Below are 25,469 nucleotides of genomic sequence, written 5' to 3'. Positions count from 1 at the left end.
CCCGGGGGCAGGTCCCACAAGGGGATTTCCCCAGCGGGGCAGCCTTTCTTCCGGGAGCCTTCCACATTGCCTGAGCAGCCTGCCGGTGCAGTGACGCTCCCGAATCGGCACCGCTGTCGTGCGTGACACCCACCCGAGTGCCTCGCGCCACCAGCATGCCGACCCTGCACAGTCTTCACCGCCGCACGGCGGACTACCGCACCGACGCGGACCCGCGGACGCAAACGCACGGGCCGCAGCCGGAGAGCACGACCGGTCGCCGAGCCAGACAGGCCGACGCACCGCTCCAGGGAAGGACCCTTCGTGAGCGACACCACCGATCTGATGGGCGTCAACGCAGAGAACGCCGCCAGCCCAGCTTCTGGGGGTGCCTCCCAGCAGGAGACTGGGGGAGCTCCCGCAACCACCGCCGGTTCGACCAGGCGCCGTCGTGGCGCCGGCCTGGAGGGCATGGTCCTGGCGGAGCTCCAGCAGATCGCATCCGGCCTCGGGATCCGGGGCACCGCTCGGATGCGCAAGAGCCAGCTCATCGAGGTGATCAAGGAGAGGCAGGGCGCCGACGGCGGCAAGCCTGCCGAGGCGAAGGCCGAGAAGGCCGCCGACAAGGCCGGCAAGGAGGCGTCGGACGGCGGCGCGGCGGCGCGGCCGAAGCGGCGGGCCACCTCCCGGGCGCGTACCGGCGAGGCCGAGCAGGCCGACGGCGAGGGCCGCAAGGACGACGGCGACTCGCGGATCGACATTCCCGGCCAGCCCGTCAAGGCGCAGGACTCCGGCGCGGAGCAGGGCGCGGGCGGCGACAAGGCCGAGAAGACCGAGAAGGCTGAGAAGACCGACAAGGCCGAGAAGGCTGAGAAGGCCGACAAGGCGGAGAAGGCTGAGAAGGCCGAGCGGGGCGAGAAGGCCGAGAAGAACGGCGACGGCGGCCGTCAGAAGGGCGACCGCCAGGGCGGCGGCGACCGGCAGGGCGGCGGACGCCGCGACCGGCAGAACCGCCGCAACAAGGGCGAGGACGGCGGCGGCCAGGGCGGTGGCGGCGGCCAGCAGAACCAGGGCGGCGGCGGCCGTCAGCAACAGCAGCAGGACGACGACTTCGACGGCGGCCGGCGCGGCCGCAGGGGCCGCTACCGCGACCGCCGCGGGCGCCGCGGGCGCGACGAGGGCTACAGCGAGCCGCAGATCGCCGAGGACGACGTCCTGATCCCGGTCGCGGGCATCCTCGACATCCTCGACAACTACGCGTTCGTCCGCACCTCCGGCTACCTGCCGGGCCCCAACGACGTGTACGTCTCGCTGGCCCAGGTGCGCAAGAACGGCCTGCGCAAGGGCGACCATGTGACGGGCGCCGTGCGCCAGCCGCGTGACGGCGAGCGCCGGGAGAAGTTCAACGCGCTGGTCCGCCTCGACTCGGTCAACGGCCAGGGGCCGGAACAGAGCCGCGGCCGGGCGGAGTTCGGCAAGCTCACCCCGCTCTACCCGCAGGACAGGCTCCGCCTGGAGAGCGACCCGGGCGCGCTGACGCCGCGGATCATCGACCTGGTCTCGCCAATCGGCAAGGGGCAGCGCGGGCTGATCGTGGCGCCGCCGAAGACCGGCAAGACGATGATCCTGCAGTCGATCGCGAACGCGATCACGACGAACAACCCCGAGTGCCACCTGATGGTCGTCCTCGTCGACGAGCGGCCGGAAGAGGTCACCGACATGCAGCGGTCGGTGAAGGGCGAGGTCATCTCCTCGACCTTCGACCGCCCGGCGGAGGACCACACCACGGTCGCCGAGCTGTCCATCGAGCGGGCCAAGCGGCTCGTCGAGCTGGGCCACGACGTCGTCGTGCTGCTCGACTCGATCACCCGCCTGGGCCGCGCGTACAACCTGGCGGCGCCCGCCTCCGGCCGCATCCTGTCCGGCGGTGTGGACTCCACGGCGCTCTACCCGCCGAAGAAGTTCTTCGGCGCCGCGCGCAACATCGAGGACGGCGGCTCGCTGACCATCCTGGCCACCGCGCTGGTCGAGACCGGCTCGCGGATGGACGAGGTGATCTTCGAGGAGTTCAAGGGCACCGGCAACATGGAGCTGCGGCTCGACCGGAAGCTCTCGGACAAGCGCATCTTCCCCGCGGTCGACGTGGACGCCTCCGGCACCCGCAAGGAGGAGATCCTGATGGGCAGCGACGAGCTGGCCATCGTCTGGAAGCTCCGCAGGGTGCTGCACGCGCTGGACCAGCAGCAGGCGATGGAGCTGCTGCTGGACAAGATGAAGCAGACCAAGAGCAACGCCGAGTTCCTGCTCCAGATCCAGAAGACCACGCCCACGCCCAACGGCGACTGACGCGCAACCCGGCGCCGGTACCACGCGAACCGGTGCAGGTCGGACAGTTTTCGTAGGCAAAAGCCTCCCCTTGGAACGAGGGGAGGCTTTTGCGCGTTCACCAAGACGTGTGTAACCCTTTTAGGTGATCCCTGTCGGGGAATGTGGGGAAAAGTTCGGATCCATCCGGGGGCGAATCAGGAACCTGAGCGGCCGAGGTGAGGAGCCGATGGCGGAACCGTACGCAGCCGGGGATCCCGGCCGCCGACCGCGCAGCCCCCGCCGCAAGGCGGTGCTCGTGCTGGTCTGGACCCTCATCGGGGCCGTGATCCTCGGCGGGGCCGGCCTCACGTACCTCTACTTCCGCCTCAACGGCAACCTGACCAGCGTCGACCTGGACGCCAAGCTGGGCGGCGACCGGCCCGAGGACCTGCCCGGCGGCTCCACGGACATCCTCGTCCTCGGCTCCGACTCGCGGGCCGGCGAGAACGCCGAGTACGGCCGCGACGGGGGCGGCGCCCGCTCCGACACCGCGATGATCGTGCACGTCTACGAGGACCGGAAGCGCGCCAGCGTCGTCAGCATCCCCCGCGACACCCTCGTCGACCGCCCCGAGTGCACGCGCGACGACGGCGGCACCGCGCCCGCCGCGGAGCGCGCGATGTTCAACGAGTCGTACTCCGTCGGCGGCCCGGCCTGCACGGTCAAGACCGTGGAGAAGATGACCGGGGTGCGCATGGACCACTTCGTGGAGGTCGACTTCAGCGGCTTCAAGCGGCTCGTCGACCAGCTCGGCGGGGTCGAGATCACCACCCGCCAGGACATCGACGACCCCGACAGCCGCCTCGACCTCAAGGCCGGCACCCACACCCTCGACGGCGAGCAGGCGCTCGGCCTGGTCCGTACCCGCAAGGGCGTCGGCGACGGCAGCGACCTCGGCCGGATAGAGCTGCAGCAGGTCTTCGTCAAGGCGCTGGTGCAGCAGGTCGGCCAGGTGGACCTGCTGACCAGCCCGGCCAAGCTCATCGGGCTCGCCGACACGGCCACCAAGTCGATCACCACGGACGACGGCCTGGGCTCGGTGGGGGAGCTGCGCCGGCTGGCCGAGAGCCTGGGCGACATAGGCCCGGACGACATGCAGATGGTGACCCTCCCGGTGACGTACGACGAGCAGGACGGCAACCGCGTCGTTCCGCTGGAGAAGGAGTCCGCGCAGGTCTGGAAGGCGCTGCGGGAGGACCGGGCGATACCGGAGTCGGCGCTGAAGGACACCCCGGGCGGGCAGGGGGACCGCGACGTGGTCGCCGCCCCGCCGGCCGCGCCCGAGGACCTGGCGGAGGTCGCCCCCCGCGGCGGCGCACAGGCGGCCACCGGCTGACCCCGGAAAGTGACCGCCCGGGAGGGGCGGGCCGGGGCGCGCGGGCCGTGGAATAAAGCGGGCCCGGCACCCGTTTTGGCGAGCACGACCGGTCCTCGTAGACTGGTACGTCGGCCCCGGTTCACGTGACGCAGCCCGCCGATCGACCCGGAGCCCTCCCGAACCTAGGAGAATCCCTTGAAGCGCGACATCCACCCGGAGTACGTGGAGACGCAGGTCAGCTGCACCTGTGGTAACTCCTTCACCACCCGGAGCACCGTCACCTCCGGCACCATCCGCGCGGACATCTGCTCCGCGTGCCACCCGTTCTACACGGGCAAGCAGAAGATCCTCGACACCGGTGGCCGCGTGGCCCGCTTCGAGGCCCGCTTCGGCAAGCAGGCCGCGGCGAAGAAGTAGCTCGTCCGCGTGCGCCGGGCCGGCCGCCCCGATGGGGGCGGACCGGGCCGGCGCACGTTTTTCGTCCCGTCCGGCCGCCCGCCCCCGGTCCTGCTACTTCCCCCCTACGGAGCGCCCCACGATGTTCGAGGTCGTCAAGGATCTCATCGGCGAGCACGCCACGCTCGAGCAGCAGCTCGCCGACCCCGGCGTGCACGCCGACCAGCGCCGCGCCACCCGGCTCAACAAGCGCTACGCCGAGCTGACCCCGATCATCGCCGCCTACCGCGCCTGGGAGCGCGCCGGTGAGGACGCCGCCGCCGCCCGCGAGCTGTCCGCCGAGGACCCGGACTTCGCCGCCGAGGCCAAGAGCCTGGAGCGGGAGCGCGAGGAGCTGACGGAGCGGCTGCGGCTGCTGCTCGTACCGCGCGATCCGAGCGACGACAAGAACGTCATCCTGGAGGTCAAGGCGGGCGAGGGCGGCGAGGAGTCCGCGCTCTTCGCCGGCGACCTGCTGCGGATGTACCTGCGCTACGCCGAGCGGCAGGGCTGGAAGACCGAGCTGCTGGACGCCAACGAGTCCGACCTCGGCGGCTACAAGGACGTCTCGGTCTCCGTGAAGCTCAAGGGCGGCGCCGCGGCGCCGGCCGAGCCCGGTCAGGGCGTGTGGGCGCGGCTGAAGTACGAGGGCGGGGTGCACCGCGTGCAGCGGGTGCCGGCCACCGAGTCGCAGGGCCGCATCCACACCTCCGCCGCCGGCGTGCTGGTGCTGCCCGAGGCCGAGGACGTCGACGAGGTCGAGATCGGCCCCAACGACCTGCGCATCGACGTCTACCGCTCCTCCGGCCCCGGCGGCCAGTCCGTCAACACGACGGACTCCGCGGTACGCATCACGCACCTGCCCACCGGCATCGTGGTCTCCTGCCAGAACGAGAAGAGCCAGCTGCAGAACAGGGAGCAGGCCATGCGTATCCTGCGGGCGAGGCTGCTCGCCGAGGCGCAGGAGGAGGCGGAGAAGGAGGCGGCGGACGCGCGCCGCAGCCAGGTGCGTACGGTGGACCGGTCGGAGCGCATCCGCACGTACAACTTCCCGGAGAACCGGATCTCCGACCACCGGGTCGGGTTCAAGGCGTACAACCTGGACCAGGTGCTCGACGGGGAGTTGGACGCGGTGATCCAGGCATGCGTGGACGCGGACGCCGCGGCCAAGCTCGCGGACGCCGGCTGAGCACCGCACGGGATACGGCAGAGGGACCGGAGGGAACGTGAACCTGCTGCTCGTCGAAGTGGCACAGGCCACGCGGCGGCTCGCCGACGCCGGCGTGCCCTCCCCGCGGTTCGACGCGGAGGAGCTGGCGGCGTCCGTGCACGGGGTGCCCCGCGGCGAGCTGCACCGCGTCGCCGACGCCGACTTCGACGCCCGCTACTGGGAGGCCGTCGCCCGCCGCGAGGCCCGCGAGCCGCTCCAGCACATCACCGGCGTCGCCTACTTCCGCTATCTGGAACTCCAGGTCGGCCCCGGGGTCTTCGTGCCCCGGCCGGAGACCGAGTCGGTGGTGGACTGGGCCATAGCGGCCGTGCGCGCGATGGACGTCGTCGAGCCGCTGATCGTCGACCTGTGCACCGGCTCCGGCGCCATCGCGCTGGCCATGGCGCAGGAGGTGCCGCGGGCCGCCGTGCACGCCGTCGAGCTGGAGGAGACGGCGCTCAACTGGGCCCGTAAGAACGCCGCACACAACGACGGCGGCGCCCGGGTCGTACTGCACCATGGAGACGCGCGCACCGCGCTGCCCGAGCTGAACGGCCAGGTCGACCTGGTCATCAGCAACCCGCCGTACATCCCGCTGACCGAGTGGGAGCATGTCGCCCCGGAAGCCCGCGACCACGACCCGCAGGCCGCGCTCTTCTCCGGCGAGGACGGCCTCGACCTCATCCGCGGTCTGGAGGTCGCCGCACGGCGGCTGCTGCGCCCCGGCGGGGTGCTGGTCGTCGAGCACGCCGACACCCAGGGCGGCCAGGTGCCGTGGCTCTTCACCGAGGAACGCGGCTGGGCGGACGCCGCCGACCACCCCGACCTCAACAACCGGCCTCGATTCGCGACCGCCCGCAGGGTCCGTACCTGAGAAGGAGAATGACATGGCACGGCGCTACGACTGCAGCGATGCGGCCGATCGCAAGACCGGGCTGCGCGAGGCCGCGTCCGCAGTCCGCCGCGGCGAGCTGGTCGTCCTGCCCACCGACACGGTCTACGGCATCGGTGCCGACGCCTTCGCCGAGGAGGCGGTGGGCTCGCTGCTGGACGCCAAGGGCCGCGGGCGCAACATGCCCACGCCCGTGCTCATCGGCTCGCCGAACACGCTGCACGGGCTGGTCAAGGACCTCAGCGAGGAGGCGTGGGAGCTGATCGACGCCTTCTGGCCGGGCGCGTTGACCGTCGTCGCCCAGCACCAGCCGTCGCTGACCTGGGACCTGGGCGAGACCCGCGGCACGGTGGCGGTGCGGATGCCGCTGCACCCGGTGGCGCTCGAACTGCTCAAGGACGTCGGCCCGATGGCCGTCTCCAGTGCCAACCTCACCGGGCACCCCGCCCCGCAGGACTGCGACGCGGCCCAGGAGATGCTGGGGGAGTCGGTCTCGGTCTACCTCGACGGCGGCACGACGCCGGCCGCGGTGCCGTCCTCGATCGTGGACATCACCGGCCCCACGCCGGTGCTGCTGCGCGAGGGCGCGGTGACCGCGGAGCAGCTGCGCGAGGTCGCAGGCGGGCTCGAGGTCGCCAGTTGACCCCGCCCGAAGGGCGCACGGGGGACATACAGGGATTCCGGATCCTCCACGTCAGCACCGGCAACGTCTGCCGCTCGCCGATCACCGAGCGGCTGACGCGGCATGCCCTCGACGTGCGCCTCGGCCCGCGGCCCGCGGCGGGCATCGCGGTGGAGAGCGCGGGCACCTGGGGGCACGAGGGCGCGCCGATGGAGGCGCACGCGGCGACGGTGCTGCGCGAGTCGGGGGCGGACCCGGACGGGTTCGCCGCCCGGGAGCTGCGCGACGAGCACGTGATCCGGGCGGATCTGGTGCTGACCGCGACCCGGGACCACCGGGCGCAGGTGATCTCCATGGGGCACTCCGCGGGGCTGCGCACGTTCACGCTGAAAGAATTCGCCCGGCTGGTACGGGCCATAGATTCCGCCACGCTGCCGCCGGCCCGCGAGGGCGCGGTGGCGCGGGCGCACGCCCTGGTGCAGGCCGCCGCGGCGCTGCGCGGCTGGCTGCTGGCGCCCAGCCCGGCGGCCGACGAGGTGTACGACCCGTACGGGGCGCCCGTGCCGTACTTCCGCCGGATCGGCGAGGAGATCGGGCAGGCGCTCGACCCGGTGGTGACGGCGCTCACAGGCGTGCCGGCCGCCGCCTGACGATGGCCGGATGCAACCGGTCGGGCGTCCGGAGGGTCTATTCCTGTACGGGCCCGGACGGGCCTTCGCGTCCGTACCAGGAGAACGGAGGCCCGGGAGCGGGCTAATGTGTGTGGCTGAACGGAACAGCGAAACCTCTGGGGCAGCTTGTGCGTGAATACCTGCTGACGCTGTGCATCGCAGCCGCTGTCACGTATCTGCTGACCGGCCCGGTGCGGAAGTTCGCGATCGCGGCCGGCGCGATGCCGGAAATCCGGGACCGTGACGTGCACAGCGAGCCGACGCCGAGACTCGGCGGCATCGCCATGTTCGGCGGCATGTGCGCCGCGCTGCTCGTCGCGTCGCAGTTGCAGGCCTTCGAGCGCGTCTTCGAGCTGAACGAACCCAAGGCGCTGCTGTCCGGCGCCGCGCTGATCTGGCTGATCGGCGTGCTGGACGACAAATGGGGCGTGGACGCCCTGCTCAAGCTCGGCGCGCAGATGATCGCCGCGGGCGTCATGGTGCTCCAGGGCCTGACGATCCTGTGGATCCCGGTCCCGGGCGTGGGCACGGTGGTGCTGACACCGATGCAGGGCACGCTGCTGACGGTCGCACTCGTCGTCATCTCGATCAACGCCGTCAACTTCGTGGACGGCCTCGACGGGCTGGCCGCCGGCATGGTGGGCATCGCCTCCGCGGCGTTCTTCATCTACGCGTACCGCATCTGGTTCGGCTACGGCATCGAGGCCGCCGCCCCCGCCGCGCTCTTCTCCGCCGTGCTGCTGGGCATGTGCGTCGGCTTCCTGCCGCACAACGTGCATCCGGCGCGGATCTTCATGGGCGACTCCGGCTCGATGCTGCTGGGCCTGGTGCTGGCCGCCGGGGCGATCTCCATCACGGGCCAGGTGGATCCGGACGCGCTGAAGGTCTTCGCGGGCAGCGAGAAGCAGGCGGTGCGCTCGACGGTGCCGGTGTTCATCCCGCTGGTGCTGCCGCTGACGATCCTGGCGATCCCGATGCTGGACCTGGTGCTGGCCGTCGTGCGGCGCACGTGGCGGGGCCAGTCGCCGTTCGCGGCCGACCGGGGCCATCTGCACCACCGGCTGCTGGAGATGGGCCACTCGCACATGCGGGCCGTGCTCCTCATGTACTTCTGGTCGGCGCTGGTCGCGTTCGGGATGGTGGCCTTCTCGGTGCAGGCCGACAACGTGTGGGTGGTGCTGGTGGCGGTCGGGTTGAGCGCCGCGGGGCTGGTGCTCCTTCTGCTGCCGCGGTTCTCCCCGAAGACGCCGTCGTGGGCCAACAAGCTGGTACCGCCGCGCTACCGGCGCCCCGGGGGCGCCGGCGACGGGTCCGGCGGCGACGGCCCGGGCGACGGTACGGAGCCGCAGGCCGGCCCGGCGCCGGCGGGCGGCGCGGCGACGAACGGGACGAACGGTGCGAACGGGACGCCGGATTCACAGGGGCACGAGCTGGTGCCCGCGGGTATCAGCGGGTCGACGGCCGTGGGGGAGCGCTCGCGCTGGCGCCGTGCCGGACATTGAGCCCCTTAGCAGGCATATCCCCAGGTGAGCGGAGCGACGCGGCCGACGTAGCCCCTTCGTGTGACGGGCGGCACACTAACCGGGTAAAGCTCGGGTCAAGATGCTTGTGATACCGTTCACGAGAACCCGGTGCAGAGCCGAAGGACCGTAGTGCGACGGTTCTCTGGCGCGATGCCCCTCGATGCGGTGCACCCGCTCCGGGGACATGCTCGTCACCGTCGACCAGTTGCTCCCGACTCCCGCCGGAGACTCCTCATATGCAGGTCAACGACGCCCGGATCCTCCGTGGCGCCGCGATCCCGACCGCCCTCGCCGGCGTCGTGGCAGTGATCGTCAGTTCACTCGCGGCCGGTGTGAAGGGCGGTGTGGGAGCCGCCGCAGCCACCGTGGTGGTCCTTGCCTTCTTCTGTCTCGGCCTCCTCGCACTCCAGCACCTCTCGCGCAAGAACCCCGAGTTGTTCCTCGGGATCGCGCTGATCACCTACACCTCCCAGGTGTTGCTGCTCGCCGTCGTCATGGGCCTGTTCCAGGACACGACGCTCTTCAACACCAAGGCGTTCGGCTTCACCGTGCTCGCCGCGGCGCTGGTGTTCACCGCCGCGATGGGCCGTACCCACTTCCGGCTGAAGCTGCCGTACGTGGAGCCGGAGCGAGAAACCGGAGCGGGTGAACAGCGCTCCGGTACAGCCACCGAGGCCGGGCGATGAGGGGCGCCGCCCGAGCAGTGATCCGCTACTGCTATCGTCCCCCTGCCGCGCCGGTGCGCGCGTGCGCCGTGGGCCGCAGGGCCGCACCGCACCCCGCCGGCCGTTTCCCGTCCTGTCACGTACCGCTCTCCAGCGGTGCACAACGCCGACACATTGAGGTTGCCGTAGCCATGCGTCACGCCGAAGGAGCTCGCCGGTGAGTGCTGCTGATACGACGCTCGCTTTCGACGCGAGTTGCAAGATCTTCGTTGAAGGTGGTTGCGGCTTCCAGTCCCCCGGTCTGCACTCGTTCGTCTTCAAGCCGATGTTCACCGTCGGCGGCTTCGAGTTCAACAAGCCGATCCTGCTGGCGCTGGTGACGACGCTGGTCCTCTGCGTCTTCTTCTGGAAGGCGTTCGCCAGCCCCAAGGTCGTCCCGGGCAAGCTGCAGATGGTCGCCGAGTCCGGTTACGACTTCGTCCGCCGCGGCATCGCGTACGAGACCCTCGGCAAGAAGGAAGGCGAGAAGTGGGTGCCGCTGCTGGTCTCCCTCTTCTTCTTCATCTGGCTGATGAACCTCTGGTCGGTCATTCCGCTCGCGCAGTTCCCGGTGACCTCGATCATCGCCTTCCCCGCCGCCCTCGCGATCCTGGTCTACGTGACCTGGCTGTCGCTGACCTTCAAGCGGCACGGCTTCGTCGGCGGCCTCAAGAACCTCACCGGCTACGACAAGTCGCTGGGCGCGGTGCTGCCGCTGGTCATGCTGATCGAGTTCTTCTCCAACGTGCTCGTGCGGCCCTTCACGCACGCGGTGCGGCTCTTCGCGAACATGTTCGCCGGCCACCTGCTGCTCGTGATGTTCACCATCGCCACCTGGTTCTTCCTGAACAGCTGGGGCTTCGCCTACGCGCCCGTGGCCTTCGTGATGGTCATGGTGATGATCGCCTTCGAGCTGTTCATCCAGGCCGTCCAGGCGTACGTGTTCGTCGTGCTGACCGCCAGCTACATCTCGGGCGCGCTCGAAGAGGCGCACTGAGCCACCGCACCATCCGCACCACCCCGATTCGTCCGGTGGCCAACCCCCACCGGCCCGTAGAAGAGAAGGAAGAAACACCCATGGCTGTCATGGAGACTCTCGCCGCCGTCGAGATCAAGGGCAACCTCGGCGCCATCGGCTACGGCCTCGCCGCGATCGGCCCCGGTGTCGGCATCGGCTACATCTTCGGTAACGGCGTGCAGGCCATGGCCCGCCAGCCCGAGGCCGTCGGCCTGATCCGGCAGAACATGATTCTGGGCTTCGCCTTCTGTGAGGCGCTCGCCCTCATCGGCATCGTCATGCCGTTCGTTTACCCGTCCTGAGCGGACTCCTTCCGACGAAAGGCACCGATGTGAACCTCCTGCAGATCGCGGCTGAAGAGGAGCAGAACCCTCTCATCCCGCCGATGCCGGAACTCGTCATCGGCCTGATCGCCTTCCTCATCGTCTTCGGCCTGCTGGCCAAGAAGCTCCTGCCCCGCATCAACGAGGTGCTGGAGGAGCGCAAGGCGGCCATCGAGGGCGGCATGGAGAAGGCCGAGGCCGCCCAGATCGAGGCGGAGCAGACGCTGGATCAGTACAAGGCCCAGCTCGCCGAGGCCCGGCACGAGGCCAACCGGCTGCGCGAGGAGGCTCGCGAGCAGGGTTCGGCCCTCATCGCCGAGATGCGGGCCGAGGGCCAGCGGCAGCGTGAGGAGATCATCGCTGCCGGTCACGCCCAGGTGGAGGCCGACAAGAAGGCGGCTTCGCTGGCCCTGCGCCAGGACGTCGGCACGCTGGCCACCGAGCTGGCCGGCCGGCTGGTCGGCGAGTCCCTGGAGGACCACGCCCGGCAGAGCCGCGTCGTCGACCGGTTCCTGGACGAGCTGGAGGCCAAGGCCGCCGACCAGTCCGGGACGAAGGCCGAGGCCGGGGCATGAACGGAGCGAGCCGCGAGGCGCTGGCCGCCGCCCGGGAGCAGCTCGACGCGCTGACCGACAACACGTCGGTCGACGCGGCGAAGCTCGCCGAGGAGCTGGCCGCCGTGACCGCGCTGCTGGATCGCGAGGTGACGCTGCGGCGGGCGCTGACCGACCCGGCGCAGCCCGGCGAGGCCAAGGCCGAGCTGGTCGGCCGGATCCTCGGCGGGCAGCTCGGCGGCGAGACCGCCGACCTGGTCGCCGGGATGGTACGGGCCCGCTGGTCGCGGGCGCGTGACCTGGTCGACGTGCTCGAGGAGCTGGCCGACACCGCGGACCTCACCGCCGCGCAGCGCGCGGGGCAGCTGGACGACGTCGAGGACGAGCTGTTCCGGTTCGGCCGGATCGTCGCCGCCGACAAGCAGCTGCGCGGGGCGCTCACCGACCGGGTGGGCACCGGGGCCGCCAAGGCCGGGCTGCTGCACTCGCTGCTGGGCGGCCGGGCGAACCCGGTCACCGAGCGGCTGGTCGTGCGGCTCGTCGAGCGGCCGCGGGGTCGTAGCCTGGAAGGGGGCCTGGAGGCCCTGTCCAAGCTCGCCGCGGAGCGCCGGGACCGGATGGTCGCGGTCGTGTCCACCGCCGTGCCGCTCAGCGACGGGCAGAAGGAGCGCCTGGGCGCCGCGCTGTCCCGGCTGTACGGCCGGGACATGCACCTGAACCTGGACGTGGACCCCGCGGTCCTCGGCGGGATCTCGGTGCGGGTGGGCGACGAGGTCATCAACGGCTCCGTCGCCGACCGCCTCGACGAGGTGAAGCGCGGTATGGCGGGCTGACGGTCACCGACCGTCGCACACCAACTCCAGAGCATCACCAGCGGCCCGAGTTGGGCCGTGGACGCAAGAACTTACGGGCCCAACAAGGAGAGCAGGGAACCCAGATGGCGGAGCTCACGATCCGGCCGGAGGAGATCCGGGACGCGCTGGAGAGCTATGTCCAGTCGTACCAGCCGGACGCGGCCTCGCGCGAAGAGGTCGGCACGGTATCGCAGGCCATGGACGGTATCGCCAAGATCGAGGGGCTGCCCTCGGCGATGGCGAACGAGCTGCTGAAGTTCGAGGACGGCACCCTCGGCCTCGCCCTCAACCTTGAGGAGCGGGAGATCGGTGCGGTCGTCCTCGGCGAGTTCAGGGGCATCGAGGAGGGGCAGTCGGTCACCCGTACCGGCGAGGTCCTCTCCGTGCCGGTCGGCGACGGTTACCTGGGCCGGGTCGTCGACCCCCTGGGCAACGCGGTGGACGGCCTCGGCGAGATCGCGACCGAGGGCCGCCGTGCGCTGGAGCTGCAGGCTCCCACGGTCATGCAGCGCAAGTCGGTGCACGAGCCGATGGAGACCGGCTACAAGGCCGTCGACTCGATGACCCCCATCGGCCGCGGCCAGCGCCAGCTGATCATCGGTGACCGGCAGACGGGCAAGACCGCCCTCGGCATCGACACGATCATCAACCAGCGCGACAACTGGCGCTCCGGCGACCCGAACAAGCAGGTCCGCTGCATCTACGTGGCGATCGGCCAGAAGGGCTCCACCATCGCCGGCGTGCGCGGCGCGCTGGAGGAGGCCGGCGCGCTGGAGTACACCACGATCGTGGCGGCCCCGGCGTCCGACCCGGCGGGCTTCAAGTACCTGGCGCCCTACACCGGCTCGGCCATCGGCCAGCACTGGATGTACCAGGGCAAGCACGTCCTGATCATCTTCGACGACCTGTCCAAGCAGGCCGAGGCGTACCGCGCCGTGTCGCTGCTGCTGCGCCGCCCGCCGGGCCGCGAGGCGTACCCGGGCGACGTCTTCTACCTGCACTCCCGGCTGCTGGAGCGCTGCGCCAAGCTCTCCGACGACCTGGGCGCCGGCTCCATGACCGGCCTGCCGGTCATCGAGACCAAGGCGAACGACGTGTCGGCGTACATCCCGACCAACGTGATCTCCATCACCGACGGCCAGTGCTTCCTGGAGTCCGACCTGTTCAACTCGGGCCAGCGCCCGGCGCTGAACGTCGGTATCTCCGTCTCCCGCGTCGGCGGTGCCGCCCAGCACCGTGCGATCCGGCAGGTCTCCGGCCGGCTGAAGCTGGACCTGGCGCAGTTCCGCGAGCTGGAGGCGTTCGCCGCCTTCGGTTCCGACCTGGACGCCGCCTCCAAGGCGGCCCTGGAGCGGGGCCAGCGGATGATGGAGCTGATGAAGCAGCCGCAGTACGCGCCCTTCCCCACCGAGGACCAGGTCGTGTCCGTGTGGTCCGGCACCAACGGCATCCTGGACGACGTGCCCGTCGCGGACGTCAAGCGGTTCGAGCGCGAGCTGCTGGACCACCTGCACCGGGAGAACAAGGACCTGCTCACGGGCATCCGTGAGGGCGGCAAGATGGCCGACGAGACCGTCGAGGCGCTCCGCGAGGCGGTCGAGTCCTTCAAGCGTCAGTTCGAGACCGCGGACGGCAAGCTGCTGGGCGAGGGCTGAGCATGGGCGCCCAGATGCGGGTCTACAAGAGGCGGATCCGTAGCGTCTCTGCGACCAAGAAGATCACCAGGGCGATGGAGATGATCGCCGCCTCGCGCGTCGTCAAGGCGCAGCGCCAGGTGGCGGCCTCCACGCCGTACGCGACCGAGCTGACCAGCGCCGTCACGGCGGTGGCCGCGGGCTCGGAGACGAAGCACCCGCTGACCACCGAGGTGGAGCGGCCGGTGCGGGCCGCGGTGCTGCTGATCACCAGCGACCGCGGTCTGGCCGGCGGCTACAACTCCAACGCCATCAAGCAGGCGGAGGCGCTGACCACCCGGCTGACCGGCGCGGGCAGGCAGGTCGACCACTTCGTCGTCGGCCGCAAGGGTGTCTCGTACTTCGGCTTCCGCGAGCGGCCGGTGGCGGAGTCGTGGACCGGCTTCACCGACAACCCGACGTACGCGGACGCGAAGAAGGTGGCCGCGCCGCTCATCGAGGCGCTGAGCAAGGAGACCTCGGAGGGCGGCGTGGACGAGATCCACATCGTCTACACCGAGTTCCACTCGATGATGACGCAGACCGCGCGGGACAACCGGCTGCTGCCGATCGTCTTCGAGAAGACCGCCGAGGAGTCGATGGAGGTCTTCGAGGAGGCGCGGAAGAAGGAGCACGACTACCACGCGCTGTACGACTTCGAGCCGTCCGCGGACGGCGTGCTCGACGCGCTGCTGCCGCGGTACGTCGAGAGCCGGATCTACAACGCGCTGCTGCAGTCGGCCGCCTCCAAGCACGCCGCCACCCGCCGTGCGATGAAGTCGGCGACGGACAACGCCGAGGAGCTCATCAAGTCGCTCACGCGGCTTGCCAACCAGGCCCGTCAGGCCGAAATCACCCAGGAAATCAGCGAGATCGTCGGTGGCGCGAACGCCCTCGCCGACGCCTCTGCGGGGAGTGACCGATAATCATGACCACTGCTACGACCACGGAAGCGAAGGCCACGGCGACTGGCCGCGTCGCGCGGGTCATCGGCCCGGTCGTCGACGTGGAGTTCCCCGTCGACGCGATGCCCGACATCTACAACGCGCTGACCGTCGAGGTCTCCGACCCCGCCAACGCGGGCGAGATCAAGGTGCTGACCCTGGAGGTCGCCCAGCACCTCGGTGAGGGCCTGGTACGCGCCATCTCCATGCAGCCCACCGACGGCCTGGTCCGCCAGGCCCCGGTGACCGACACCGGCGAGGGCCTGACCGTCCCCGTCGGCGACGTCACCAAGGGCCGGGTGTTCAACACCCTGGGTGAGATCCTCAACGACGAGGTCGACGAGTCGGAGATCACCGAGCGCTGGGCGATCCACCGCACCGCGCCCCCCTTCGACCAGCTCGAAGCCAAGACCGAGATGTTCGAGACCGGTCTGAAGGTCGTCGACCTGCTCACCCCGTACGTCAAGGGCGGCAAGATCGGCCTGTTCGGCGGCGCGGGCGTGGGCAAGACCGTGCTCATCCAAGAGATGATCATGCGTGTGGCCAAGCTGCACGAGGGCGTCTCCGTGTTCGCCGGCGTCGGCGAGCGCACCCGTGAGGGCAACGACCTCATCGCGGAGATGGCCGAGTCCGGCGTGCTGCCGCAGACCGCGCTGGTCTTCGGGCAGATGGACGAGCCGCCGGGCACCCGGCTGCGCGTCGCCCTGGCCGGCCTGACGATGGCGGAGTACTTCCGCGACGTCCAGAAGCAGGACGTGCTGTTCTTCATCGACAACATCTTCCGCTTCACCCAGGCCGGCTCCGAGGTCTCCACCCTGCTGGGCCGCATGCCCTCCGCGGTGGGCTACCAGCCGAACCTGGCGGACGAGATGGGTCTGCTGCAGGAGCGGATCACCTCGACCCGTGGCCACTCGATCACCTCGATGCAGGCGATCTACGTGCCCGCGGACGACTACACCGACCCGGCCCCGGCGACCACCTTCGCCCACCTCGACGCGACGACGGAGCTTTCCCGTCCGATCTCCGAGAAGGGCATCTACCCCGCGGTGGACCCGCTGGCCTCCACCTCCCGGGTGCTCGACCCGCGCTACATCGCGCAGGAGCACTACGAGTGCGCCACGCGCGTGAAGGCGATCCTGCAGAAGTACAAGGACCTGCAGGACATCATCGCCATTCTGGGTATGGACGAGCTGTCCGAGGAGGACAAGCTCACCGTCTCCCGCGCCCGCCGGATCGAGCGCTTCCTGTCGCAGAACACCCACGCGGCGAAGCAGTTCACCGGTCTCGACGGATCGGACGTGCCGCTGGACGAGTCGATCGCCGCGTTCAACGCGATCGCCGACGGCGAGTACGACCACTTCCCCGAGCAGGCGTTCTTCATGTGCGGTGGCCTGGAGGACCTCAAGGCCAAGGCGAAGGAGCTGGGCGTCTCCTGACGGGTTCGCCCGCGGTTTTCATTGGCTCCGAGCCAATCGGGGGCGGGGTTCGCCCCGCCCCCGGCCCGCAAACCAGTTATTCTCTGCTAAACCCCAGTTGAGGAGCCATCGTGGCCGAGCTGCACGTCGAGTTGGTCGCCGCGGACCGTAGCGTCTGGTCCGGCGAGGCCAGCCGGGTCATCGCGCGCACCCCGTCCGGTGACATCGGCATCATGCCCGGACACCAGCCGCTGCTCACGGTGCTGGAGTCCGGCCCCGTGACGATCCGTACGACGGGCGCCAGCGGGGACGGCACGGTCCTGGCGGCCGTGCACGGCGGCTTCATCTCCTTCGCGGACAACAAGCTCTCGCTGCTCGCCGAGATCGCCGAGCTCTCCGACGAGATCGACGTGGAGCGCGCGGAGCGCGCCCTGGAGCGGGCCAAGGCGGACGCCGACGCGGGAGCGGAGCGACGCGCGGAAGTGCGGCTCCTGGCCGTGGCCGGTCACTGAGGCCACGCGAGAGGAGCGGCGAGGAGGTCTGTGGAGATGTTCCTCGCTTTGCTGCTGGCCGGGGCGGTGGTCGCCCTGCTGCTGCTCGGCCTCTTCCTCTTCGGACTGCGCCGCCGGCTGATCCAGCGCGCCGGCGGCACCTTCGACTGCAGTCTGCGCTGGTCCGCCCGCGCCGACCGGCCCGGGAAGGGCTGGGCGTACGGCGTCGCCCGCTACAGCGGTGACGTCATCGAGTGGTTCCGGGTCTTCTCCTACGCGCCGAGGCCGCGCCGCGTGCTGCGGCGGGACGGCATCGAGGTGCTGGAGCGCCGGGCCCCCGCGGGCGAGGAGGAACTCGCCCTGCTCTCCGACGCCGTCGTGCTGGCCTGCCGGCACGACGAGGACCGGATCGAGCTGGCGATGAGCGAGGACGCGCTCACCGGCTTTCTCGCCTGGCTGGAGGCGGCTCCTCCGGGCCAGCGCGTCAACGTGGCGTAGCCGGCGGGGCCACTCGTCCGGATGACAGGGAAAAGGGCCTGAACCCGGGGCGGGGAGGCGAGCGCACGCCGGAAACCCCGGGCTCAGGCCCGTCCGAGGGCAGGGTCCGTCGTTCGGATCTTCGCCGGGCTCGCGGCGGCTGGCACCGCTCCCCCACAGCGCGCAGAGCGCGCGTGGGCGGTGCCCCCAGCGGCGTTGTCGTCGGTCGACGACGCTCCGCGTCGCCTCCCTCCTCCGCCTTGCGATGCACGGCACCAGCCGCCGCTCGCTGCTCCGGCAAGATCCAAACGACGGACCCTAGCCGAGACCGTTGCTTACTGCGGTCATCAGCTCGCCGTTGGCGGTGTCACCACTGAGTTCCCAGATGAACGCGCCGCCGAGCTTCTGGTTCTTGGCGTAGGTCATCTTCGCGGTGAGTGTCGCCGGGGTGTCGTAGCTCCACCACTGGTTGCCGCAGTGGGCGTACGCCGTGCCCGCGACCGTTCCGGTGACGGGGCACCTGCTCTTGAGCTCCTTGTAGTCGTCGATGCCCTGCTCGTACTTGCCGGGTGCCGGGCCGGTGGCGGTGCCGCCGGGTGCGCTCTGCGTCACGCCCGTCCAGCCGCGGCCGTAGAAGCCGACGCCCAGCAGCAGCTTGGCCGGCGGGATGCCCATGCCCTTCAGCTTCTGGATCGCGGAGTCGGAGTTGAAGGCGGCGATCGGGATGCCGTCGTACGACGTCAGCGGCGAGTGCGGGGCGGTGGGGCCCTGCGCGTCCCAGGCGCCGAAGAAGTCGTACGTCATCACGTTGTACCAGTCGACGTACTGAGCCGCGCCGGCGTAGTCGGCCTTGTCGATCTTCCCGCCGCTGGAGGCGTCCGCCGTGATGGCCGCGGTGAGGAGCTTGTTGCCGAACTTCGCGCGGAACGCCTGCATCATGTTCTTCATCACGGCCGGGCCGCTGCTGTCACAGGTCAGACCGCAGGCGTTGGGGTACTCCCAGTCGAGGTCGATGCCGTCGAACAGGCCCTGCCAGCGCGGGTCGAACACGAGGTCGTAGCAGGACTGGGCGAAGGCGGCCGGGTTCTGCATGGCCTGGGTGAAGCCGCCGGACCAGGTCCAGCCGCCGAAGGACCAGAGGATCTTGATGTGCGGGTGCTTCTTCTTCAGCTTGAGGAGCTGGTTGAAGTTGCCGCGCAGCGGCTGGTCCCAGGTGTCGGCGACGCCGTCGACGCTCTCGCCGGCGCCGTACGCCTTCTCGATCGCGGCGTAGGAGTCACCCATGGTGCAGCGGCCGTTCTGGACGTTGCCGAAGGCGTAGTTGATGGTGTTGATCTTCTGCGCCGTGCCGGAGGTGTCGAGGTTCTTCGCGTGGTAGTTGCGCTGGTAGACGCCCCACTCGGTGAAGTACCCCATCTTGATCTTGTCGCCGCCGGGGCCGCCGCCGCCCGTGGTGGTGACGGTCTGCGAGCCGCTGGAGGGCCCGACCTGGTCCGCCGTGTCGCGGGCGCGGACGCTGTAGGTGTACGGGGTGCCGGCGGTCAGGCCGGTGTCCGTGTACTTGGTGTCGGTGACCGTGGCGACCTTGGTGCTGCCGCGGTACACGTCGTAGTTCTTGATGCCCTTGTCGTCGGTGGCGGCCGTCCAGCTCAGCGCGATGGACGTGTCCGTGACGGTCCCGGCGCTGGGCGTGCCGGGAGCCGAGGGGACGCTGTCGCCGGGGACGCCGCCGCCGTCGCAGGCGTCGCCGTTCAGGGTGCAGTTGGTGACGGTGCCGCCACCGCTGCCGGAGCCGTTGAAGCCGAAGGTGAGGCTGGCGCCCGGGGCGAGGCTGCCGTTGTACGACTTGTTCTTGGCGGTCCAGCGGGTGCCGGTGTTGGAGACGTCCGCGTCCCAGGAGGACGTGACGCTGGTGCCGGCGGGGAAGTCCCAGGAAATGGACCAGGAGGAGAGGGGGGCGGTGCCGGTGTTCTTCACCGTCCACCTGCCCTCGAAGCCGGTGCCCCAGTCTGAGGCCTTCTGGTAGGTCGCGGTCGCTCCCGCCGCCTGGGCGGGGCTGGCGAGTCCGACCATGGCGGCGAGCGGGATGGCCACGGCGGCCACGATGGCCGTGGCGCGTCTCAGCAGGCGACTGCCGGTGGGGGATCTCAAGGTGTGTCTCCCTCGTCGAGTGCCGTTCCGAACAGGTGCGGGCGGCGCGTCCGCGCGTACGGCCGTCCGTCGTACACGAGCCAGGTGTTGTTCATGCCATGACACTCACTCGCCGAGGAGGGTATTGGTACATACCAATGTGGTCAATAGGTCTGGACCAAATGGCAGAAGCCCGGGTCGGTGGGGGCGACTCCACCTTCCCGGGCTCCTGTCGGTGCGGCGGCCGGCTGCGGCGGCCGGCCGAACGGCCTCAGCCGAGGCCGTTGTTGACGGCCGTCATCAGTTCGCCGTCGGCGGTGTCACCGCTCAGCTCCCAGATGAACGCGCCGCCGAGACCCTGCTGCTTGGCGTAGGACATCTTCCCGCCGATGGTCTGCGGGGTGTCGTAGCTCCACCACTGGTTGCCGCAGTGGGCGTACGCGGTGCCGGCGACGGTGCCGGTGGCCGGGCACTTCCCCTTCAGCTCCTTGTAGTCGTCGATGCCCTGTTCGTACTTGCCGGGTGCGGGGCCCGTCGCGGTGCCGCCGGGCTCGGCCTGGGTCACGCCGGTCCAGCCGCGGCCGTAGAAGCCGACGCCGAGCAGCAGCTTGTTGGCCGGGATGCCCATGCCCTTCAGCTTCTGGATCGCGGAGTCGGAGTTGAACGCGGCGATCGGGATGCCGTCGTACGACGTCAGCGGCGAGTGCGGGGCGGTGGGGCCCTGCGCGTCCCAGGCGCCGAAGAAGTCGTACGTCATCACGTTGTACCAGTCGGCGTACTGAGCCGCGCCGGCGTAGTCGGCCTTGTCGATCTTCCCCCCGTCGGAGCCGTCCGCCGTGATGGCGGCGGTGACGAGCTGGTCGCCGAACTTCGCGCGGAACGCCTGCATCATGTTCTTCATCACGGCCGGGCCGCTGCTGTCACAGGACAGGCCGCAGGCGTTGGGGTACTCCCAGTCGAGGTCGATGCCGTCGAACAGGCCCTGCCAGCGCGAGTCGTTCACCAGGTCGTAGCACGACTGCGCGAACGCTTCGGGGTTCTGCATGGCCTGGCCGAAGCCGCCGGACCAGGTCCAGCCGCCGAAGGACCAGAGGATCTTGAGGTTCGGGTGCTTCTTCTTCAGCTTGAGGAGCTGGTTGAAGTTGCCGCGCAGCGGCTGGTCCCAGGTGTCGGCGACGCCGTCGACGCTCTGGTCCGCGGTGTAGCTCTTCTCGATGGCCGCGAAGGAGTCGCCGATGGTGCAGCGGCCGCCCTGCACGTTGCCGAAGGCGTAGTTGATGTGGGTGAGCTTCTGTGCCGTGCCGGAGGTGTCGAGGTTCTTGGCGTGGTAGTTGCGGTCGTAGACGCCCCATTCGGTGAAGTAGCCGAGCTTCACCCCGGCGGCTTTGGGCCCGGCGGGGTTCGTCGCGGCGCCCGCGGAGCTGGACGGGGCGAGCGTGGCCAGCACCGTGAGCGGGATCGCGAGCGCCAGAGTCAGCAGAACGCCGATGACGCGGGTGCGGGTGCGTACGTGGGGGGATCTCAAGGGCGTGCTCCTCGAGCTAGGTCCGGATACGTGTGGGGGTGGGACCTGCGTCGCCCGGCGAGCATGGGTCAGGATGTCATGCTCACCGCAGTAATGCGGGAGCGTAGGGAAGGTCTGTACCAATCGTCAATAGGTCTGGACCACAGGGGGGTTGGCCGTGTACCGCGGGGTGACGTGCCCGCGCCGGCGCCCTGCGGCGTCAGTGGCGCGGCGCGTTCCGCGAGCGCTGCGGCCGGGTGCCGCGGCGGTCGCGGGCGTTCCAGCAGGCCGTGTGCCAGTGCCGGCGCAGGTCCGCGCCGCTGTGTTCCGGCCACGCCACCACGTGCGGCGTGCCGGGGCGGATCTCCTGGTCACAGCCCGGGCAGCGGTAGCTCTTGTCGGCCGCGGACCCGGAGACGCGGCGGAAGAGGAACTCCTCGCCCCCGTAGTCCGCCGCGTCGGGCATGCCGACGCGGCCGGCGAGGTCGTCGTCCGCGGGCGGACGGGCGGCGCCGCGCGAGCGCGGCTTGTTCCGGCGGGGGGACACGTCGGCACCTCGGGAAGATCGTCGTCACGGAGTCACTACCAGGGTACGGGTCGGGAAGTCCAGCCCCGGGCACAAAGAATGACGATTCACCCGTCGATCGCCAACAATGAAGACGACTTCGGGGTTGTGCCCCATCGCCGCTGGTGACGGGCCTTTGGTACCCCTCGCACAACGGCACCATCGGTACACAGGGGGCAGGATGCACATCGGCTCGTTTGTGCTCGCCGCCCAGTTCCCCGGCCAGGGACAGGGCGAAGCCCTGCACCGCGCCGTGCGGACGGGCGTAGCGGCGGAGGAGGCGGGGCTCGACTCCGTCTGGCTCGCCGAGCACCACTTCATCCCGTACGGCACCTGCCCCTCGGCGGTCACCCTCGCCGCGCTGCTCCTCGGCCGCACCAGCCGCATCCGCGTCGGCACCGCCGTCAGCGTGCTGCCCACGCAGCACCCCGTCGCACTCGGCGAGCAGGCCGCGCTGCTCCACCACGCCGCGCAGGGGCGTTTCGTGCTCGGCGTGGGGCGCGGCGGACCGTGGGTGGACCTGGAGGTCTTCGGCACCGGCCTCGCGGCGTACGAGAGCGACTTCCCCGAGTCGCTGGACCTGCTGCTGCGCTGGCTGCGCGAGCCGCGGGTCGGAGCCGGCGGCGCGCGGTACGAGTTCCGCGAGGTCGCCGTCGTGCCCCGGCCGGCCGAGGCGCTGCACGGCGGCGCCGACGTGCCGGTGCTCGTCGCGTGCACCTCGCCCGCCACCGTCCGGCTCGCCGCCGGGCGCGGGCTGCCGATGCTCCTCGGCATGCACTGCGGCGACGAGGAGAAGGCGGAGATGGTGCGGCTGTGGCGGCGTACCGCGCGGGAGGCCGGGATGAGCCCGGAGGCGATCGACGCGGCGGAACACGTCTCGGCCGGCGTGGCCCAGGTCGACGACACCCCGGAAGGCGCGGCGGAGCTGCTGCGCACCGCCCTGCCGGGGGCGTTCCGCAGCGGCGTGGGGGCGATGGAGACGGTGGACGGCAGAAGCCGTCCGATGCGCGATCCGGAGGCGTACACGGAACTGCTGTGCGCGCTGCACCCGGTGGGCCCGCCCCGGCTGTGCGCCGACCGGCTGGCGGCGACCGCGGAACGCACCGGCATCACGCGCTTCGCGCTGCTCGTCGAGGGCTCGGGGGAGCTGTGCGCCACCGAGCGGAACGTGCGGCGTATCGGTTCGGAGGTGCTGCCGCTCCTCGCTCGCTGACCACGGGATGGGGCGGCGCGAGCGGACGGCGTGGGGAGCGGCAGCGCGGGGGGTGTCCTGGGGCCCTTCAGCAGTCACGCAGCTCCGGTGACTGGTTGAGCAACTGCGCCCGCACCGAGGTGAAGCGGGCCAGAGGCTCCTTCGTCGGGGCTTCCAGGGGGAATACCGCCACGCGATGACAGTTCTGGAAGGCGAGCCGGACGCCGAAGTGGCGTTCCAGTGCCTCCCGTATCGCATTGCTGGCGAGCGCGCGCAACAGCTGGCCGCGGGCGTGCTCGTCCGGGGGCGGGACCTTGTTGTCGGCGAAGTCTCCGCCGTCGACCTTCAGTTGTGCCACCAGGGAACTGATCATGTCCCAGGCATAGGGAAGCGAGGTCCGGACGCAGTCGACAAACTCCCTTTCGTCGACATCTCCCCGCTCGGCTTGATCGAGCAGGGCAGGTGGGACGTCCAGCGACATGGATTCTCCTCTCGCAGCCCCGCGGGGTTCGGGCGGGGCCTGACCGGACAGGTACGGCGATCACCACTCTCGGTGCCCATGTGACAACCGCCTGCTTCCACCGTAGGGCGGAGGATGCGGCTCCACCACAAGAACGCGTACACAACTGGCCATTGCCGAAAGGTGCATCAGGGGTCAGATCGCAGGGTGCGCCGGGAGTCGAGTAGCGTGGTGCGCCATGCGCCTCGTCATCGCCCGCTGCTCCGTCGACTACGCCGGGCGGCTCACCGCACACCTCGCCTCCGCGCCCCGGCTGATCCTGGTCAAAGCCGACGGCAGCGTCTCCGTCCACGCCGACGACCGTGCGTACAAGCCCCTCAACTGGATGTCACCGCCGTGCACTCTGAAAGAAGGTGAGCAGGACGGTGTCGCCGTGTGGACGGTCGAGAACAAGGCAGGCGAAAAACTGATCATTACGATCGAGGAGTTGCTGCACGACACGTCGCACGAACTGGGCGTCGACCCGGGCCTGGTCAAGGACGGCGTGGAGGCCCACCTCCAGGAACTGCTCGCCGACCGCATGGAGGCACTGGGCGAGGGCTGGACCCTCATCCGGCGCGAGTACCCCACGGCGATCGGCCCCGTGGACATCCTGGGCCGGGACGAGAAGGGGACGACCGTCGCGGTGGAGATCAAGCGGCGCGGCGAGATCGACGGCGTGGAGCAGCTGACGCGCTACCTGGAGCTGCTGAACCGCGACCCGCGGCTGGCGCCGGTGCGGGGGGTGTTCGCGGCGCAGGAGATCAAGCCGCAGGCGCGGGTGCTGGCGGCGGACCGGGGGATCGAGTGCGCGGTGCTGGACTACGACGCGCTGCGCGGAACGGACGACGGCAAACTCAAGCTCTTCTGACCCGGGGGGCATTCGCCGGCGTCTGGCAAGGGACCGCCGCAAGGCGCCCGCGGCCTGGTCACCGGGGAGCCGGTGGGGCGGGGGTGTTGGTTGTGGGGTCCTCCGGGTGCTTCGCTGTCGGGTGTGCCCTGGTGAGGGTGCAGGTGCCGGTTGTGCAGCGGCGTTGCAGGCGGCCGTGGGAGATCGTCTGTGCCAGGCCCGCCAGCCAGCAGGTGGGGCAGCCGCGGAAGGCGATCAGGGACAGCGGGGCCGCCAGGAGGGCGGCCGGGCCGGCCACGGGTATCAGGCCGACCGAGGCGGTGATCAGCCCGAAGCCGAGGGCGCCGCGCGCCAGATGGCGGGGGACGGATGTGCCGGCGAAGCTCCTCTCGGGCGCCGGCGGCTGCGCGGTGGCCCGGGTCCTCGCCTCCCGCGCGGGCCTCCCGGTGTGCAGCGTCATGAGGCTCCTCCGAGTGAGTGCCGCAGTGCCGCGCGCGCTCTGTGCAGGCGCGACTTCATCGCGGCGGTACTGAGGCCGAGCGAGCGTGCGACGGTCCTGCCGGGCAGGCCCTGGACGTCCCGCATGATCAGGACCTGCCGCTGGTCACGGGGCAGGGCGCAGACCGCGGCGGCGATCCGCTCCACCTCCAGCCTGCGCAGCACCGCGTCCTCCGCCGACGGTTCCGCGGACGCCTCCGGTTCGGCCGGCGCCTCGCCGCTCCGCGGGACGAGCCGCCGTACCTGCCGGAGGCATTCGTTGCGAACGATCCGGAACATCCATGAGGCCAGCGCGCCGGTGGCCCGCAGGGTGCCGATCTTCCGGTAGAGGATGATCAGCGCCTCCTGCGCCGCGTCCTCCGCGTCCTGCGGCGAGGCGCACAGCGATACGGCGAACTTGCGCACATGAGGCTGCGACTGCAGGACGACGGCCGTGAGGGAAGTGGCGTCGCCGTCCTGAGCGGCCTTGATCAGCCGCTCGTCCGGCCAGGGGAAGCGTTGACTCCGCGCCCGGGCGCCGGTCAGCTTCGGCTCCCGTAGCGCCGCATCAGGTGCCAACTGCATGCGCCCACGAGCAAGGCTCCGATCACGACGAGTCCGGTGACCATCATCGGCATTCCTCCTGGTTCTGCCCGGCCCGTTCGGCCGGTACAGGGATAGGAGGCCGGGAGGTCCGGAAAGGATTCACCTCCCGGCGCCGCTGCACGCTCCCGCGGGGTTCCCGTGGCCCCGGGGGGCCCGAACGGGCTGCGGGGCCCTCT

The 25,469-nt window shown here is 70.6% G+C and carries 26 protein-coding genes; 20 read left to right on the top strand and 6 right to left on the bottom strand.

Features of this window, described 5'->3' with window-relative positions; genetic code table 11:
* Positions 1–303: 303 nt before the first annotated feature.
* The 18 genes from rho (at position 304) to LG396_RS20585 (ending at position 17,491) form a co-directional block, all read left to right on the top strand.
* Positions 304–2,325, top strand: a complete 2,022-nt coding sequence (gene rho, locus LG396_RS20670; protein WP_225795877.1) for a transcription termination factor Rho — start codon at positions 304–306, stop codon at positions 2,323–2,325.
* Between the two features lie 208 nt (positions 2,326–2,533).
* Positions 2,534–3,682 carry an LCP family protein gene (locus LG396_RS20665; protein ID WP_225795876.1) on the top strand — a complete coding sequence of 383 codons (1,149 nt, stop codon included), beginning with the start codon at positions 2,534–2,536 and terminating at the stop codon, positions 3,680–3,682.
* A gap of 177 nt (positions 3,683–3,859) precedes the next feature.
* Positions 3,860–4,081: a 50S ribosomal protein L31 gene (gene rpmE / locus LG396_RS20660; RefSeq protein WP_018840095.1), complete on the top strand. Its 222-nt coding sequence runs from the start codon at positions 3,860–3,862 to the stop codon at positions 4,079–4,081.
* Between the two features lie 121 nt (positions 4,082–4,202).
* Complete coding sequence (prfA, locus tag LG396_RS20655; RefSeq protein ID WP_037753997.1) at positions 4,203–5,288, top strand: peptide chain release factor 1; 1,086 nt, start codon at positions 4,203–4,205, stop codon at positions 5,286–5,288.
* 37 nt (positions 5,289–5,325) lie between these two features.
* Positions 5,326–6,183 (top strand): peptide chain release factor N(5)-glutamine methyltransferase, encoded by an 858-nt coding sequence (gene prmC, locus LG396_RS20650; protein WP_018840093.1) that lies wholly within the window; start codon positions 5,326–5,328, stop codon positions 6,181–6,183.
* A 13-nt stretch (positions 6,184–6,196) separates the two neighbouring features.
* Positions 6,197–6,844, top strand: coding sequence for an L-threonylcarbamoyladenylate synthase (locus tag LG396_RS20645; protein WP_100298806.1), 648 nt, complete (start codon positions 6,197–6,199; stop codon positions 6,842–6,844).
* Positions 6,841–7,473, top strand: coding sequence for an arsenate reductase/protein-tyrosine-phosphatase family protein (locus LG396_RS20640; protein ID WP_018840091.1), 633 nt, complete (start codon positions 6,841–6,843; stop codon positions 7,471–7,473). The genes LG396_RS20645 and LG396_RS20640 overlap by 4 nt, the downstream gene beginning before the upstream one ends.
* A 149-nt stretch (positions 7,474–7,622) precedes the next feature.
* Entirely contained in the window at positions 7,623–8,996 is a 1,374-nt protein-coding gene (locus LG396_RS20635) for an MraY family glycosyltransferase (protein WP_225795875.1), read from the top strand.
* A 257-nt stretch (positions 8,997–9,253) separates the two neighbouring features.
* Positions 9,254–9,703, top strand: a complete 450-nt coding sequence (locus tag LG396_RS20630; RefSeq protein WP_225795874.1) for a Cg1360 family ATP-synthase-associated protein — start codon at positions 9,254–9,256, stop codon at positions 9,701–9,703.
* Positions 9,704–9,899: 196 nt separating this feature from the next.
* Positions 9,900–10,718 carry a F0F1 ATP synthase subunit A gene (gene atpB / locus LG396_RS20625; protein ID WP_026276656.1) on the top strand — a complete coding sequence of 273 codons (819 nt, stop codon included), beginning with the start codon at positions 9,900–9,902 and terminating at the stop codon, positions 10,716–10,718.
* A gap of 80 nt (positions 10,719–10,798) precedes the next feature.
* Entirely contained in the window at positions 10,799–11,041 is a 243-nt protein-coding gene (gene atpE / locus LG396_RS20620) for an ATP synthase F0 subunit C (protein ID WP_026276655.1), read from the top strand.
* 29 nt (positions 11,042–11,070) lie between these two features.
* Positions 11,071–11,637: a F0F1 ATP synthase subunit B gene (locus LG396_RS20615; protein WP_018840086.1), complete on the top strand. Its 567-nt coding sequence runs from the start codon at positions 11,071–11,073 to the stop codon at positions 11,635–11,637.
* Positions 11,634–12,449, top strand: coding sequence for a F0F1 ATP synthase subunit delta (locus LG396_RS20610; RefSeq protein WP_018840085.1), 816 nt, complete (start codon positions 11,634–11,636; stop codon positions 12,447–12,449). The genes LG396_RS20615 and LG396_RS20610 overlap by 4 nt, the downstream gene beginning before the upstream one ends.
* 104 nt (positions 12,450–12,553) lie before the next feature.
* The gene (gene atpA, locus LG396_RS20605; RefSeq protein ID WP_018840084.1) at positions 12,554–14,125 is read left to right on the top strand and encodes a F0F1 ATP synthase subunit alpha; all 1,572 of its coding nucleotides are present in this window, start codon (positions 12,554–12,556) and stop codon (positions 14,123–14,125) included.
* A gap of 2 nt (positions 14,126–14,127) precedes the next feature.
* On the top strand, positions 14,128–15,069 hold the full coding sequence (locus LG396_RS20600) for a F0F1 ATP synthase subunit gamma (protein WP_018840083.1): 942 nt from the start codon (positions 14,128–14,130) through the stop codon (positions 15,067–15,069).
* A gap of 2 nt (positions 15,070–15,071) precedes the next feature.
* On the top strand, positions 15,072–16,523 hold the full coding sequence (atpD, locus tag LG396_RS20595) for a F0F1 ATP synthase subunit beta (RefSeq protein ID WP_018840082.1): 1,452 nt from the start codon (positions 15,072–15,074) through the stop codon (positions 16,521–16,523).
* A 110-nt stretch (positions 16,524–16,633) separates the two neighbouring features.
* The gene (locus LG396_RS20590) at positions 16,634–17,014 is read left to right on the top strand and encodes a F0F1 ATP synthase subunit epsilon (protein ID WP_018840081.1); all 381 of its coding nucleotides are present in this window, start codon (positions 16,634–16,636) and stop codon (positions 17,012–17,014) included.
* A 36-nt stretch (positions 17,015–17,050) separates the two neighbouring features.
* Positions 17,051–17,491 carry a DUF2550 domain-containing protein gene (locus LG396_RS20585; protein ID WP_018842171.1) on the top strand — a complete coding sequence of 147 codons (441 nt, stop codon included), beginning with the start codon at positions 17,051–17,053 and terminating at the stop codon, positions 17,489–17,491.
* A 297-nt stretch (positions 17,492–17,788) separates the two neighbouring features.
* On the opposite strand, the gene LG396_RS20580 is transcribed toward LG396_RS20585, so the two are convergent.
* From LG396_RS20580 to LG396_RS20570, 3 genes are all read right to left on the bottom strand, one after another.
* Positions 17,789–19,543, bottom strand: a complete 1,755-nt coding sequence (locus LG396_RS20580; RefSeq protein WP_225795966.1) for a glycoside hydrolase family 18 chitinase — start codon at positions 19,541–19,543, stop codon at positions 17,789–17,791.
* Positions 19,544–19,871: 328 nt separating this feature from the next.
* On the bottom strand, positions 19,872–21,125 hold the full coding sequence (locus tag LG396_RS20575) for a glycoside hydrolase family 18 protein (RefSeq protein WP_225795873.1): 1,254 nt from the start codon (positions 21,123–21,125) through the stop codon (positions 19,872–19,874).
* 199 nt (positions 21,126–21,324) lie between these two features.
* On the bottom strand, positions 21,325–21,651 hold the full coding sequence (locus LG396_RS20570; protein ID WP_018840013.1) for an Rv1322 family protein: 327 nt from the start codon (positions 21,649–21,651) through the stop codon (positions 21,325–21,327).
* A 199-nt stretch (positions 21,652–21,850) separates the two neighbouring features.
* On the opposite strand from LG396_RS20570, the gene LG396_RS20565 reads away from it, so the two are divergent.
* On the top strand, positions 21,851–22,882 hold the full coding sequence (locus LG396_RS20565) for an LLM class flavin-dependent oxidoreductase (RefSeq protein ID WP_037753984.1): 1,032 nt from the start codon (positions 21,851–21,853) through the stop codon (positions 22,880–22,882).
* A 67-nt stretch (positions 22,883–22,949) separates the two neighbouring features.
* On the opposite strand, the gene LG396_RS20560 is transcribed toward LG396_RS20565, so the two are convergent.
* Positions 22,950–23,342 carry an SCO5389 family protein gene (locus LG396_RS20560; protein WP_018851131.1) on the bottom strand — a complete coding sequence of 131 codons (393 nt, stop codon included), beginning with the start codon at positions 23,340–23,342 and terminating at the stop codon, positions 22,950–22,952.
* Between the two features lie 217 nt (positions 23,343–23,559).
* Between LG396_RS20560 and nucS the strand changes: the two genes are divergently transcribed.
* Complete coding sequence (nucS, locus tag LG396_RS20555) at positions 23,560–24,231, top strand: endonuclease NucS (RefSeq protein WP_018840016.1); 672 nt, start codon at positions 23,560–23,562, stop codon at positions 24,229–24,231.
* A 58-nt stretch (positions 24,232–24,289) separates the two neighbouring features.
* On the opposite strand, the gene LG396_RS20550 is transcribed toward nucS, so the two are convergent.
* Together LG396_RS20550 and LG396_RS20545 are read right to left on the bottom strand one after the other, a co-directional pair.
* Complete coding sequence (locus LG396_RS20550) at positions 24,290–24,670, bottom strand: hypothetical protein (protein WP_225795872.1); 381 nt, start codon at positions 24,668–24,670, stop codon at positions 24,290–24,292.
* Positions 24,667–25,272, bottom strand: coding sequence for an RNA polymerase sigma factor (locus tag LG396_RS20545; protein ID WP_225795871.1), 606 nt, complete (start codon positions 25,270–25,272; stop codon positions 24,667–24,669). Before LG396_RS20545 ends, LG396_RS20550 begins: the two co-directional genes overlap by 4 nt.
* Between the last annotated feature and the right edge of the window lie 197 nt (positions 25,273–25,469).

The sequence above is a fragment of the Streptomyces aculeolatus genome, from assembly GCF_020400605.1.
Lineage (GTDB): Bacteria > Actinomycetota > Actinomycetes > Streptomycetales > Streptomycetaceae > Streptomyces > Streptomyces aculeolatus.
This window is presented reverse-complemented; position numbering and strand designations above follow the sequence as displayed.

Excerpts from the sequence above, each read along its gene's own strand:
- LG396_RS20665 (WP_225795876.1), top strand. The coding sequence starts at position 2,534 with ATGGCGGAACCGTACGCAGCCGGGGATCCCGGCCGCCGACCGCGCAGC.
- prfA (WP_037753997.1), top strand. The coding sequence starts at position 4,203 with ATGTTCGAGGTCGTCAAGGATCTCATCGGCGAGCACGCCACGCTCGAG.
- LG396_RS20645 (WP_100298806.1), top strand. The coding sequence starts at position 6,197 with ATGGCACGGCGCTACGACTGCAGCGATGCGGCCGATCGCAAGACCGGG.
- LG396_RS20630 (WP_225795874.1), top strand. The coding sequence starts at position 9,254 with ATGCAGGTCAACGACGCCCGGATCCTCCGTGGCGCCGCGATCCCGACC.
- atpE (WP_026276655.1), top strand. The coding sequence starts at position 10,799 with ATGGCTGTCATGGAGACTCTCGCCGCCGTCGAGATCAAGGGCAACCTC.
- LG396_RS20610 (WP_018840085.1), top strand. The coding sequence starts at position 11,634 with ATGAACGGAGCGAGCCGCGAGGCGCTGGCCGCCGCCCGGGAGCAGCTC.
- atpA (WP_018840084.1), top strand. The coding sequence starts at position 12,554 with ATGGCGGAGCTCACGATCCGGCCGGAGGAGATCCGGGACGCGCTGGAG.
- LG396_RS20600 (WP_018840083.1), top strand. The coding sequence starts at position 14,128 with ATGGGCGCCCAGATGCGGGTCTACAAGAGGCGGATCCGTAGCGTCTCT.
- atpD (WP_018840082.1), top strand. The coding sequence starts at position 15,072 with ATGACCACTGCTACGACCACGGAAGCGAAGGCCACGGCGACTGGCCGC.
- LG396_RS20585 (WP_018842171.1), top strand. The coding sequence starts at position 17,051 with ATGTTCCTCGCTTTGCTGCTGGCCGGGGCGGTGGTCGCCCTGCTGCTG.
- LG396_RS20580 (WP_225795966.1), bottom strand. The coding sequence starts at position 19,543 with ATGGTCGGACTCGCCAGCCCCGCCCAGGCGGCGGGAGCGACCGCGACC.
- LG396_RS20565 (WP_037753984.1), top strand. The coding sequence starts at position 21,851 with ATGCACATCGGCTCGTTTGTGCTCGCCGCCCAGTTCCCCGGCCAGGGA.
- LG396_RS20560 (WP_018851131.1), bottom strand. The coding sequence starts at position 23,342 with ATGTCGCTGGACGTCCCACCTGCCCTGCTCGATCAAGCCGAGCGGGGA.
- nucS (WP_018840016.1), top strand. The coding sequence starts at position 23,560 with ATGCGCCTCGTCATCGCCCGCTGCTCCGTCGACTACGCCGGGCGGCTC.
- LG396_RS20550 (WP_225795872.1), bottom strand. The coding sequence starts at position 24,670 with ATGACGCTGCACACCGGGAGGCCCGCGCGGGAGGCGAGGACCCGGGCC.
- LG396_RS20545 (WP_225795871.1), bottom strand. The coding sequence starts at position 25,272 with ATGCAGTTGGCACCTGATGCGGCGCTACGGGAGCCGAAGCTGACCGGC.